This is a genomic window from Agromyces sp. G08B096 (assembly GCF_040267705.1).
Classification (GTDB): domain Bacteria; phylum Actinomycetota; class Actinomycetes; order Actinomycetales; family Microbacteriaceae; genus Agromyces.
The window spans coordinates 1,819,160-1,831,707 of sequence record NZ_CP158374.1 but is presented as its reverse complement, the minus strand read 5'-3'; the positions used below and the strand labels follow the sequence as shown (position 1 = coordinate 1,831,707).

Annotated in this window: 11 protein-coding genes; 3 read left to right on the top strand and 8 right to left on the bottom strand. The window is 71.6% G+C overall.

Annotated features, from left to right (window positions below):
• Positions 1 to 56: 56 nt before the first annotated feature.
• Positions 57 to 467, top strand: coding sequence for a hypothetical protein (locus ABIQ69_RS08875; protein WP_350346762.1), 411 nt, complete (start codon positions 57 to 59; stop codon positions 465 to 467).
• A 90-nt stretch (positions 468 to 557) separates the two neighbouring features.
• Here ABIQ69_RS08875 and ABIQ69_RS08870 read toward each other — a convergent pair whose 3' ends face one another.
• A complete protein-coding gene (locus ABIQ69_RS08870; RefSeq protein WP_350346761.1) occupies positions 558 to 1,325 on the bottom strand; it encodes a hypothetical protein in 768 nt (255 codons plus the stop codon).
• Between the two features lie 30 nt (positions 1,326 to 1,355).
• Here ABIQ69_RS08870 and ABIQ69_RS08865 point away from each other — a divergent pair, with 30 nt between their 5' ends.
• Positions 1,356 to 3,323: a bifunctional 3'-5' exonuclease/DNA polymerase gene (locus ABIQ69_RS08865; protein WP_350346760.1), complete on the top strand. Its 1,968-nt coding sequence runs from the start codon at positions 1,356 to 1,358 to the stop codon at positions 3,321 to 3,323.
• Here the strand turns inward: ABIQ69_RS08865 and ABIQ69_RS08860 are convergent.
• Entirely contained in the window at positions 3,305 to 3,949 is a 645-nt protein-coding gene (locus ABIQ69_RS08860) for a helix-turn-helix transcriptional regulator (protein ID WP_350346759.1), read from the bottom strand. The two genes, ABIQ69_RS08865 and ABIQ69_RS08860, sit on opposite strands and share 19 nt — an antisense overlap.
• Positions 3,950 to 4,174: 225 nt before the next feature.
• On the opposite strand from ABIQ69_RS08860, the gene ABIQ69_RS08855 reads away from it, so the two are divergent.
• Positions 4,175 to 4,696 (top strand): DUF3145 domain-containing protein, encoded by a 522-nt coding sequence (locus tag ABIQ69_RS08855; protein WP_350346758.1) that lies wholly within the window; start codon positions 4,175 to 4,177, stop codon positions 4,694 to 4,696.
• Between the two features lie 137 nt (positions 4,697 to 4,833).
• Here ABIQ69_RS08855 and ABIQ69_RS08850 read toward each other — a convergent pair whose 3' ends face one another.
• The 6 genes from ABIQ69_RS08850 to aceE form a co-directional block, all read right to left on the bottom strand.
• Entirely contained in the window at positions 4,834 to 6,069 is a 1,236-nt protein-coding gene (locus tag ABIQ69_RS08850) for a beta-ketoacyl-[acyl-carrier-protein] synthase family protein (RefSeq protein WP_350346757.1), read from the bottom strand.
• Positions 6,070 to 6,147: 78 nt separating this feature from the next.
• Positions 6,148 to 6,396, bottom strand: a complete 249-nt coding sequence (locus tag ABIQ69_RS08845) for an acyl carrier protein (RefSeq protein ID WP_056731598.1) — start codon at positions 6,394 to 6,396, stop codon at positions 6,148 to 6,150.
• A 65-nt stretch (positions 6,397 to 6,461) separates the two neighbouring features.
• Complete coding sequence (locus ABIQ69_RS08840; protein WP_350346756.1) at positions 6,462 to 7,466, bottom strand: beta-ketoacyl-ACP synthase III; 1,005 nt, start codon at positions 7,464 to 7,466, stop codon at positions 6,462 to 6,464.
• Between the two features lie 23 nt (positions 7,467 to 7,489).
• Positions 7,490 to 8,413 (bottom strand): ACP S-malonyltransferase, encoded by a 924-nt coding sequence (locus tag ABIQ69_RS08835; protein WP_350346755.1) that lies wholly within the window; start codon positions 8,411 to 8,413, stop codon positions 7,490 to 7,492.
• A 92-nt stretch (positions 8,414 to 8,505) separates the two neighbouring features.
• Positions 8,506 to 9,729, bottom strand: coding sequence for a helix-turn-helix domain-containing protein (locus tag ABIQ69_RS08830; RefSeq protein WP_350346754.1), 1,224 nt, complete (start codon positions 9,727 to 9,729; stop codon positions 8,506 to 8,508).
• Positions 9,730 to 9,741: 12 nt separating this feature from the next.
• Positions 9,742 to 12,468 (bottom strand): pyruvate dehydrogenase (acetyl-transferring), homodimeric type, encoded by a 2,727-nt coding sequence (gene aceE / locus ABIQ69_RS08825; protein ID WP_350346753.1) that lies wholly within the window; start codon positions 12,466 to 12,468, stop codon positions 9,742 to 9,744.
• Between the last annotated feature and the right edge of the window lie 80 nt (positions 12,469 to 12,548).

Sequence of the window (12,548 nt, the reverse complement as noted above, 5' to 3'; positions counted from 1 at the left end):
GACACCCCGTCGATGGCGCCTTCCGCCGGTCGGGGGCATCGAGAGAGGGGACAGACATGAGTGACAGTGCGACGACCGGGTGGGTCGGCTGGGGATGGTTCGCCGCCATCATCCTGCTCACCGCGGGCATCATCGACGTGATCTACGGACTGATCGCCGTCATCGGCCCGGACAGCGCGTACTTCCTGTCGGGCACCGGCGACCTCGTCCTGTTCGACGTCGCCGGCTGGGGGTGGTGGCACCTGATCAGCGGTGCCACGCTCATCCTCGCGGGAGGAGCGCTCTTCGCCGGCGCGACGTGGGCGAGGGTGCTCGGCGTCATCCTCGCGGTGCTGAACGCGATCGGGCAGCTCTTCCTGCTTCCCGTGCAGCCCTGGTGGTCGCTGATCGTGATCGTGCTCGACATCCTGGTCATCTACGCGCTCACCGTCCACGGGCGGGAGCTGAAGACGGCGGCGGCCCGGTAGGTCCGCCCGCCGCCGGCGCGCCGACGTCGCGCGCCACGGGTCCGGAGCTCCGCTGGGGGGAGCGGCTCCGGACCCGTCGCGCGACCGGGCTCAGGACCGGACCGACGTCGCGGTCGGGAGTGTGATCGCATCGACGGCGGCATCGCCGCGGAGCTCGCGCATCCGCCGGACGACGGCGTCGGCGACCTCGGCCGTGATCGACCGGCAGACGATGCTGTTCGGCCCGATCGGTCCGAGTCCGCCGCCGCGCACCCGGATGACGTCCCAGCCGACCTCGCGGAGCGCGTCGTCCTTGTCGAGATCGGATGCCTCCTTCAAGCCGAGGTGCGCGCGCCGTGACCGGCCGGGATCGTCGTATTCGACCGCGATCCGGAGGCTCGGCACGATGATGTCGGGCCAGACCTCGCGCCTGCCGTGGAACGTGCGGGCGATGCGGATCGCGTTCACCCGGTGATGCAGCCTGAGGCGTTCGCCGAGCAGCGCGCGCAGGCGCTGTTCGGTCATGGAGGTACCGACGCGGAGACCGGGCTTCATGAACGGCACGCCGGCCTCGGCGAGGGCGGCGGGCGCGATCGCCGCGGTGCGGCATTTCGCGCACCCCGTGCCCGTGAGGACCTCGGCGATGCTGGCGCGGTAGCGGTCGTGGCCCCGCGCGCAGCGCCACTCGTACTCGGCGCCGACCCGGGTCTCCGCCGCGACTGCGGCGCGCTGGGCGGGAGCGACGCGGCCGAGCAGTTCCCCGCGCGTACGCTGCGTCTCGTGCACGAGCATGCACACCGGGCAGGCGCGTCGCAGCACGACGGACCCCGGGCTACCGGGGGCAGCGCCGTGGCCGCAGGAGAATCCGACGGCGGTCATCGTCGAGCCAGTTCGTTCATCGAGGCGATCGTGCCATCGCCCGCCGACATCGCGCTGAACGCGGACGTCGCTTCCGGTGCGTTCTCGGATGTCGGCCGGTCGCGGGAGGATGTCGGGGTGCGGATCGTGCTCGGAGCAGCCGGCGCCGGGCGGGTTTCGGCGGTGTCCGTCGCAGACGACCGCGCCCGAGCCGCCGACGCTGCGCCCTCGGCCGCCGACCCCGGTGACGGTCAGCCCCTTGCGACCGTGGCGATCGACGAACTGCCCGAGCTCGTCCGCCGGTTCGAGCCGGCCGCGCCGAGATGGGTATGGGGCGACTCCAGGGCCTGGTATCCGGGAGTGCTCGCCGCCGGGGTGCGCATCGAGCGCGTCCACGACCTGCGCCTCGTCGGCGCCCTGCTCGAGCAGTCCGTGCTGACCGAGGACGCCCGGGCCGCAGAGAGCCCGAGGCCGCCATGGCTCGGCCCCGGCCCCGCTGAAGGCGCGCTCCCCGGCGCCGCCGTCGAACCGCCGCCTCGGCCCGAGCCCGCGCTCGCGCTGTTCGACCTCGTCGGCGATGCCGAGACGGCGACGGGCCCCGGCATCCAGGACGACCGCGCTGATTCCGTCGCCGCGCCCACCGAGCACGGTCGCCATGACGCGCCGAAGCACGGCCCTGACGGGGCATCCGTCGGCGAGGTGCTCGCCGAGCTCGGCCGGCAGGATCGCCTGATCGCCGCGAGCCGGTCGCCCGCCCGGTTGCGGCTGCTCGCCGCCGCGGAGTCGGCGGGTGCGCTCATCGGCGTCGAACTGCAGGCGGCGGGCCTGCCGTGGAGCGTCGACGTGCACGAACGCGTCCTCGAGGAGGAGCTCGGCCCGCGCCCAGTCGCCGGGGCCAAGCCGGCCCGGATGGCCGCCCTCGCGGCCGAGGTGCGGGCCGCGCTCGACGCGCCCGCGCTGAATCCCGACTCGCAGGTGGAACTGCTGCGCGCGCTCCGGAACGCCGGGCTCGCGGTCGACTCCACCAGTCGGTGGGAGCTCAGGGAGATCGAGCACCCCGCCATCGCTCCGCTCCTGGCCTACAAGAAGCTCGCCCGGCTGCTCAGCGCCAACGGCTGGAGCTGGCTCGAGGAGTGGGTCGCCGACGGACGGTTCCGGTCGGAATACGTTCCGGGCGGCACGGCGACCGGACGCTGGGCGACCTCCGGCGGGGGAGCGCTGCAGCTGCCGAAGCAGGTCAGGCGCGCCGTCGTGGCCGACCCCGGCTGGCGGCTGGTCGTCGCAGACGCCGCGCAGCTCGATCCGCGCGTGCTCGCGGGGCTCGCCCACGACCGGGCCCTCGCCGACGCGGGGCGTGGGCGCGATCTCTACGCCGGTCTCGTCGACTCCGGCGTCGTCGAGACCAGGCCGCAGGCGAAGGTGGCGATCCTCGGCGCGATGTACGGGGCGACCTCCGGCGATAGCGGCCGACTGGTGCCGAGACTCGCACGCGCGTATCCGCGGGCGATGGCGCTCTTCGACCGTGCGGCCGCCGACGGCGAGCGGGGCCGCCGCGTGAGCACGCATCTCGGCCGATCGTCGCCGCTGCCGCCGGCGAGCTGGTGGCTCGCCCAGTCGCGGGCGTCCGACCCGGATGCCTCCGCCGCCGACGAGCGGCGGGCGCGTTCGGTCGCGCGGGAGTGGGGCCGCTTCACCCGGAACTTCGTCGTCCAGGGGAGCTCCGCCGAATGGGCGCTCTGCTGGATGGCGGCGCTCCGCACGCGTCTCGCGGCGATCGGTGCCGAGTCCCCGGCCGAGGCGCCGGCGGCCGCGTCGGGGCGGGCGTTCGCCGCGGTGCCGCACCTGGTGTACTTCCTGCACGACGAGCTGATCGTGCACACGCCGGCCGAGCATGCCGAGCGCGTGGCGGACGCGGTGCGCGAGACCGCCGCCGGAGCCGGACGCCTGCTGTTCGGTGACTTCCCGGTGGAGTTCCCGCTCGGTCTCCGGATCGTCGACAGCTACGCCGACGTCGACTGATCGTCGGCGGGTCCGTCAGGCGACGTGGTGCCCTCGGTCCCGGCATCCTCCTGAGCCGGCGCCCGGCTGCCCGGGCGCCGGCCGCGCCGGGGTCGCTCAGCGGCCGGAGCGAACGGCTCGGGCGTCGCCTCCGCGACGGCGCCGATCCAGGCGAGCGCGGCGCGGGCACGCTCCTGTTCCGCGTGAGCCGCGAGCCGGGAGAGCGCCGCGGCCGGGTCGGCTGCGGCCTCCGTCGCCCGAGCGGATGCCTCCGCCAGCCGCTCCTCCCACCGACGGCGTTCGGCGCCGACCACGTCGTCCGCGTCGATGCCCGGTAGTGATGCGGCGACGAGGACCCGGTCCACCGTCTCGTCCCACGGGTCGGCGCCGGCGGCATCGGCACCGTCGAGCCAGGCGAGCGCCTCCGTCCGTCCGGCATCGGTCAGCCCGTGGAGGGGCAGACCGTCGTCGGTCGTGCCCGCGGACTCGATCAGCTTGCGCGCCGTCAGCCGGTCGAGGGTCGCGTACGTCTGCCCGACGTTCACGACCCGGCGGCCGCCGGTCCGCCGAGTGAGCTCGCCGTGGAGCTGGAAGCCGTAGGCGGGCCCCGCGGTGAGCAGGACCAGGAGGGTGTCGCGGACGGCCATGGCGAGGGCTCCTGAATCGCGGTGAGGGGCGAAGGCGAAATCCTCACCGAGCATACAGTTGCGGGCGGGCCGGCGGAAGCACCGCAGCGCCGCCGTTGATCTTGCCCGATGGCCTGATCCGCGGCATAATCGCCGTGACGGCGAGCCGTCCACAATCGAACACGACGTCATTCGACGTTCCCGAGGTCGTAGGGGAAGACGCACCTCACGGGAACGGAGATCGAGATGGCGGAAGAGCTCACGCGGGCCGCGCGCTCCGCGCGAGGCGTGCTGTACGTGCACTCCTCGCCGAGAGCGATGTGCCCGCATGTCGAATGGGCTGCGGGCGGAGCGCTCGGCACGCCCGTGAACTTCGAGTGGACGGAGCAGCCGGTGCTGCGCGGCAGCATGCGCGCCGAGTTCACCTGGGAGGGCCAGGTCGGCGACGGTGCTCGCATCGCGTCGGCGCTCCGAGGCTGGCCCCAGCTGCGCTTCGAGGTGTCCGAAGACCCGACGCCGGGCTCGGACGGAGCCCGCTGGATGCACACCCCGGACCTCGGCGTGTTCTTCGCACAGACCGACACGGCGGGCAACACCGTCATCCCCGAGGACCGGGTGCGCTACGCGATGGAGGTCGCCGGCACCGACGCGGCCGAACTGCATCGCGAGTTGCGGCTCGCGCTCGGGCAGGCATGGGACGACGAACTCGAGCCGTTCCGGCACGCGAGCGACTTCGCGCCCGTGGTGTGGCTGCACCGCGTGGGGTGAGACCACGGCGCCGCGGTGGCGCGACGCGAAGGTCGGTCGAAGCATCCCGGCCCGCGCACGAGCGAAACCGTCGCACCGTGACGAAGCGGCCCCGGTGGATCACCGGGGCCGCTTCAGCGTGATCGGGCGGACCGACCTCAGACCGTGCGCAGCGCGACGACCGCGTTGTGACCGCCGAACCCGAACGAGTTCGACACGGCCAGCTGCGGGCCGTCGCCGAGCGGCTGCGGGGCGCCCGAGACCCGCAGCGGGATCTCGGGGTCCTGCTCCGTGAGGTTGATCGTCGGCGGAGCGACCCGCTCGGTGATCGCGAAGATCGAGAACACGGCCTCGAGGGCGCCCGTGCCGCCGAGCAGGTGCCCGGTGGACGCCTTCGTCGCCGACACGGGGATCTCGTGCACGCGGTCGCCGAACACCTCGCGCAGCGCCACGTACTCGGCGATGTCGCCGACGGGCGTGCTCGTCGCGTGCGCGTTGATGTGCGTGACGTCGTCGGCCGACGCACCCGCCTGCTCGAGTGCGAGACGCAGCGCGCGGCTCGCACCGCGACCCTCCGGGTCGTTCGCGGTGATGTGATACGAGTCCGCCGTCACGCCGCTGCCGGCAAGCTCGGCGTAGATGCGGGCGCCGCGCGCGAGCGCGTGCTCCTCGGTCTCGACGACGAGCGTCGCCGCGCCCTCGCCCATGACGAAGCCGTCGCGGTCGATGCTGTACGGGCGCGAAGCGTGCGCCGGGTCGTCGTTGCGACGCGACAGCGCCTGCATCGACGCGAACGAGGCGACGGTGATCGGGTGGATCGCCGACTCCGTGCCGCCCGCGAGGACGACATCTGCGAGGCCGAGCTGGAGGTGCTCGTAGGCGTTCGCCAGCGATTCCGTGCTCGACGCACAGGCCGACGCCACCGTGCGCGCGAACGCGCGGGCGCCGAAGTGCATCGAGATCGCCGCGGATGCCGCGTTCGGCATCAGCATGGGGACCGTCATCGGCATGACCCGGCGCGGGCCGCGGTCGCGCAGCGTGTCCCACGCGTCGAGGAGGGTCCACACCCCGCCGATGCCGGTGGCGTAGTCCACGCCGAGACGTTCGGGTGCGACGTCGGGCGCCCCGGCGTCGAGCCAGGCCTCCTTCGCGGAGATGAGCGCGAACTGGCTCGACGGATCGAGGCGCTTCGCGACCGGGCGCTCGAGCACCTCTTCGGGTCGCACCTTCGCCTCGGCGGCGAACGTGACGGGCAGCTCATACTTCGACACCCACTCGTGCTCGAGCGTGCGTGCACCGGACTCGCCGGCGAGCAGGGCGGTCCAGCTGTCACGGGCGGTGCCGCCGAGCGGCGACGTCGCGCCGATGCCCGTGATGACGATCTTCTTGGTCATGACGAAAACACTCCGTGGGGAGGGGGTGGAAAGGGGAGGGCGGGCCGGCGCGTCGCGCGGGCCCGCCCTTCGCAGCGACTAGGCCTGGGCCTTGACGATGAAGTCGACGGCGTCGCCGACGGTCTTGAGGTTCTTGACCTCCTCGTCGGGGATCTTCACGTCGAACTTCTCCTCGGCGTTGACGACGATCGTCATCATCGAGATGGAGTCGATGTCGAGGTCATCGGTGAACGACTTGTCCAGCTCGACCGTGTCGGTCGCGATGCCGGTCTCGTCGTTGATGAGCTCGGCCAGGCCGGCAAGCACTTCTTCCGTGGACAATGCCATGTTCTTCTCTCCTTGGGGTGTCTCGGATGACCGTGACACAGTCTAGATGGACGGGGAACGGCGGTTCAGGGCAGAACCACCACTTGGGCGCCGAACACGAGTCCTGCGCCGAAGCCGATCTGGAGGGCGAGCCCGCCCGACAGTTCCGGGTGCTCCTCGAGCAGCCGGTGGGTCGCGAGCGGGATGGACGCGGCCGACGTGTTGCCGGTCGTCGCGATGTCGCGCGCGATGACGACGGAGTCGGGCAGCTTCAGCTGCTTCGCGAACTCGTCGATGATCCGCATGTTCGCCTGGTGGGGGATGAACGCGGCGAGGTCGGCAGCCGTCACGCCGGCGGCGTCGAGCGCCTGCTTGGCGACCTTGGCCATGTCCCACACGGCCCAGCGGAAGACGGTCTGGCCCTCCTGTCGGAGCGTCGGCCACTCGGCGGCGCCGTCGCGGAACTCGACGAGGGTGTGATTCATCCCGACCGCGCCGGCCTTCGAGCCATCGGAGCCCCAGACGGTCCGCCCGATGCCGGGCGTGTCGCTCGGGCCGATCACGACCGCGCCTGCACCGTCGCCGAGCAGGAACGAGATGCTGCGATCGGTGGGGTCGATGACGTCGGAGAGCTTCTCGGCGCCGACGACGAGGGCGTAGCGGGCGACGCCGGTGCGGATGAGGGCGTCGGCCTGCGTGACCGCGTAGGCGTAGCCGGCGCACGCGGCGTTCATGTCGTATGCCGCGGCCGGGTTCGCACCGACCCGGTCGGCGACGACGGCCGCCATCGACGGCGTCTGCTGCACGTTCGAGATCGTGGCGATGATCACGAGGTCGATGAGCTCGGGCGAGACGCCGGATCGCTCGATCGCCTCGCGCGCCGCATCCGTGGCGAGATCGACGGCGAGCACGTCGCTGCCGGCACGCGCGCGCGTGATGATGCCGGTGCGCTGCTGGATCCACTCGTCGGAGGAGTCGATCGGGCCGATCAGCTCCTCGTTCGGAACCGCGTTCGCGCCGCGGGCCGCGCCGATGGAGTAGATCCGGGTGTACGCCGGGCCGTGGGACTGCTGGAGGGTGGGTGTCGACATCCGTGGGTTCTCTCGTGTCTGGATCAGGCCGCGGCCGCGTCGATGAGTTCGAACGCGGCGGGCAGGTCGTCGGGCGTCTTGACGGCGACGGCGGGCACGCCCTTGAGGGCTCGCTTCGCCAGTCCGACGAGAGCGCCGGCGGGTGCGACCTCGATGATGCCGGTCACGCCGGCGTCCGCGAACGCGGCCATGCAGCGATCCCATCGCACCGGGGAGGAGACCTGGCCGACGAGGAGGTCGACGAACTCGGCGCCGCTCGTGACGATCCGGCCGTCGTGATTCGTCCAGAGTCGGAGCGTCGGGTCCGCGGGGGAGAGCGTCGTGGCGACCTCGGCGAGTCGGTCGACGGCGGGCGCCATGTAGCGGGTGTGGAAGGCACCGGCGACCTGCAAGGGGATCACTCGGGCGCCGGCCGGCGGTTCCGCCTTCAGCGCGTCGAGCGCCTCGACGGCTCCGGCGACGACGATCTGGCCGCCGCCGTTGAAGTTCGCGGGCTCCAGTCCGAGTTCGGCGAGCCGCGCGAGCAGGGTGTCCTCGTCTGCGCCGATGACGGCGCTCATCCCGGTGGCCGCCTGTGCCGCGGCATCCGCCATCGCACGGCCGCGCTCGGCGACGAAGCGCATCGCGTCGGCATCGCTCAGCACGCCCGTTCCGGCGGCGGCGGTGATCTCGCCGACCGAGTGGCCGGCGATGCCGCCGAGGCGCGACGCACGACCGTCGGCCGTGAGCGCCTCGAGGGCCAGCAGGCCCGCCGCCACGATGAGCGGCTGAGCCACCGCGGTGTCGCGGATGGTGTCGGCGTCGCTCTCGGTGCCGTGCTTCGCGAGGTCGAGGCCCGCGGCTGCCGAGAGCGCGCTGAGACGCTCGGCGAAGGCGGGTTCGGCGAGCCAAGGGGAGAGGAAACCGGGGGTCTGCGAGCCCTGACCAGGGCAGACGACGACGATCACCAGACCAGTCTGCCAATCGTGCGCGGGTGTGGAGTGTGCATACGCTACAAGCTATCCCGCGGATGATTGTGCGTGGTGTATACGTTCACCCGTCAGGGCTTCGGCCGACGCCGCGGGGCGAGCTCGTGATCGCTCATCGAGCCGACGATCAGCGCGCACTGCAGGATGAGCGCTTCGCGGGCGCCCGTGGCATCCCAGCCGATGACGTCGGAGACCCGCTTCAGCCGGTACCGCACCGTGTTCGGATGCACGAACAGTTCGCGCGCCGTCGCCTCGAGCGAGCGGCCGTTGTCGAGATAGCTCCAGAGCGTCGTGAGCAGCTCCGTCGAATGCGCCTGCAGCGGTCGGTAGATCCGGTGCACGAGCGTCGCCTTCGCGAGCGGATCGCCCGCGAGGGCGCGTTCCGGAAGCAGATCGTCGGCGTGCACCGGCCGGGGAGCGTTCCGCCACGAGCGCGCGACGGCGAACCCGGCGAGCGCGGCACGGGCGCTCTTCGAGGCGTCGACGAGGTTCGGCACCTCGTGTCCGAGCACGAGATGACCGGCGCCGAAATACGGCTCGAGCTGCTCCGCGATCTCGAGGAAGCTCATCGCCGGCGCCGTGCCGATGGTCTCGGGCGTGGTCTCGTTCTCGCGTCCGCGAGGCTCGGAGCGGCCGATGACGACGACGAGGCGGTTGCCCTGCACGCCGACGAGGACGTCGGCATGCATGTGCCGGGCCGCCCGGCGGACCTGGTCGACGTCGAACAGCTTCGGCGCGGTGCCGACGAGCACGGCGACCTCGCCGTGGCCGTGCCAGCCGAGCGCCGCGATGCGGCTCGGCAGCTCCTCGTCGTACTCGCCGGAGAGGATCGAGTCGACGACGAGCGCTTCGAGCCGGGCGTCCCAGAGCCCGCGGGCCTCGGCCGCCCTGGCGTACACGTCGGCGGCAGCGAACGCGATCTCCCGCGAGTAGAGCAGGATCGCCTCGCGGAGCGGCTCGCCGCCGTCCTTCACGCGCTCCTCGACGACCTCGACCGTCACCCGGATGAGCTGCAGCGTCTGCTGCAGGCTCACCGAGCGGAGGAGTTCCCGGGGCGCCGCGCCGAACACGTCGGCCGCGATCCACGGGGTCGACTTGGGGTCGTCGAACCACGCGATGAACGAGCTGATGCCGGCCTGCGCGACGAGGCCCACCGCCGAACGACGGCTCGGCGGCATGTCGCCATACCACGGGAGCGTGTCCTCCAGACGCTTCAGCGTCTGGGTCGAGAGCTCACCCGCGATGGTTCGCAGCCACGCGAGCGTCTCCGCTTTCGTCCGGGGCCTCGTCGCCACGTCGGTCGTCCGTCAGCTCTCGCCGCCGGCCGATCCCGTCGTGCCGGCGTTCACGTCGTGCAGCCGGTACTTCGCGATCGCCTGAGCGGGGAGCGAACGGTCCACCTCGCCGCGTTCGGCGAGCAGCTCGAGCGTGCGCACCACGACCGACGGGCCGTCGATCTTGAAGAACCGGCGGGCGGCCGGGCGGGTGTCGGAGAAGCCGAAGCCGTCTGCGCCGAGCGTGGCGAACTGGCCGGGCACGTACGCCCGGATCTGCTCGGGCACACCGCGCATGAAGTCGCTCACGGCGACGAACGGCCCGCGCGCACCGGAGAGCTTCTGCGTCAGGTACGGCACCCGGCGCTCCGCCTCGGGCTCGAGGAAGTTGTGCTCGTCGACGGCGAGGCCGTCGCGGTTCAGCTCCGACCAGCTCGTGACCGACCAGACGTCGGCCGACACACCCCAGTCCTCGGCGAGCAGGTGCTGCGCCTCGAGGATCCACGGCACGGCCACGCCGGAGGCGAGCAGCTGCGCCTTGGGCCCCTCGCCGGCGCCCTCCGCAATGCGGTGGATGCCTCGGACGATGCCCTCGACGTCGACGCTCTCCGGCTCCGCGGGCTGCACGAGCGGCTCGTTGTAGACCGTGAGGTAGTACATGACGTTGGGGTCCGGGTGGGCGCCGCCGTACATGCGCTCGAGTCCGGCGCGCATGATGTGGCCGATCTCGTAGCCGTACGCGGGGTCGTAGGAGACCACGGCGGGGTTCGTCGCGGCGAGCAGCAGCGAGTGTCCGTCGGCGTGCTGCAGGCCTTCACCCGTCAGGGTCGTCCGCCCGGCCGTCGCGCCGATGAGGAAGCCGCGCGCCATCTGGTCGCCGGCCGCCCACATGGCGTCGCCCGTGCGCTGGAACCCGAACATCGAGTAGAAGACGTAGATCGGGATGAGCGGCTCGCCCTGCGTCGAGTACGACGTGCCGGCGGCGGTGAACGCCGCGAGCGCACCGGCCTCGTTGATGCCGACGTGCACGATCTGGCCCTGCGGGCTCTCCTTGTAGGCGAGCAGGAGCTCCCGGTCGACCGAGGTGTAGTGCTGACCGTTCGGGTTGTAGATCTTCGCGTTCGGGAAGAACGCGTCCATGCCGAACGTGCGCGCCTCGTCTGGGATGATCGGCACGATGCGGTTGCCGAAGTCCTTCGACCGCATGAGGTCCTTCAGGAGGCGCACGAAGGCCATCGTCGTGGCGACCTCCTGCGTGCCGGAGCCCTTCTTCGCGATCGCGTACGCGGAGTCGTCCGGCAGCGAGACAGCCGTGTGGTGCGTGCGCCGCTCGGGCAGGTAGCCGCCGAGCGCGCGGCGGCGCTCGTGCAGGTACTGGATGGCCTCGTCCTGCTCACCCGGGTGGTAGTACGGCGGCAGGTAGGGGTTCTCCTCGAGCTGCGCGTCCGTGATCGGGATGCGCATCGCATCACGGAACGTCTTGAGGTTGTCGAGGGTCATCTTCTTCATCTGGTGGGTCGCGTTGCGACCCTCGAACGACGGTCCGAGGCCGTAGCCCTTGATCGTCTTCGCGAGGATGACGGTCGGCTGGCCCTTGTGCTCCGTGGCCGCCTTGAACGCCGCGTAGACCTTGCGGTAGTCGTGCCCGCCGCGCTTGAGGTTCCAGATCTGCTCGTCGGAGAGGTCCTTCACGAGCTCGAGCGCGCGCGGGTCGCGCCCGAAGAAGTTCTCGCGCACGTACGCGCCGGACTCAGCCTTGTAGGTCTGGTAGTCGCCGTCGGGCGTGACGTTCATGAGGTTGCGGAGCGCGCCCTCGTGGTCGCGGGCGAGCAGGTCGTCCCACTCGCGCCCCCAGACCACCTTGATGACGTTCCAGCCGGCGCCGCGGAAGAAGCTCTCGAGCTCCTGGATGATCTTGCCGTTGCCGCGCACCGGCCCGTCGAGGCGCTGCAGGTTGCAGTTGATCACGAACGTGAGGTTGTCGAGTCCCTCGTTCGCGGCGACCTGGAGCTGTCCGCGGCTCTCGACCTCGTCCATCTCGCCGTCGCCCAGGAACGCCCAGACATGCTGGTCGGAGGCATCCTTGATGCCGCGGTTGGTGAGGTACTTGTTGAGCTGGGCCTGGTAGATCGCGTTGATCGGACCGAGGCCCATCGACACGGTCGGGAACTGCCAGAACTCGGGCATGAGCCGAGGGTGCGGGTAGCTCGAGAGCCCGTCGGGGGCGTGCGACTTCTCCTGCCGGAAGCCGTCGAGCTGGTCGGCGGAGAGGCGGCCCTCGAGGAACGCGCGGGCGTACGTACCGGGGGAGGCGTGGCCCTGGATGAAGATCTGGTCGCCGCCGCCGGGGTGGTCCTGACCGCGGAAGAAGTGGTTGAACCCGACCTCGTAGAGCGCGGCGGATGACGCGTACGTCGAGATGTGGCCGCCGACGGCGATGCCGGGGCGCTGCGCGCGGTGCACGAGCATGGCCGCGTTCCAGCGGATCCAGGCGCGGTAGCGGCGCTCGATCTCCTCGTCGCCCGGGAACTCCGGCTCGTTTTCGGGGGCGATGGTGTTCAGGTAGTCGGTGGTCGGCACCATCGGCACGCCGAGGTGCAGCTCCTTCGAGCGCTTCAGCAGGCTGAGCATGATCTCGCGCCCGCGCTGGTGACCCTTCGCGGCGACGAGGGCATCGAGGGATTCAGCCCACTCGCCGGTCTCCTCGGGATCCGAGTCCATCGCCTCGACCGAGTAGGGGTCCTGGTCGTTGACAGTCACAGTCGACCTCTCTCTTCTGCAGGTCTTGCCTGCGGAACACTGCGTGCGCACGACGAAGCCGACCGGGTTGCGGTCGGACG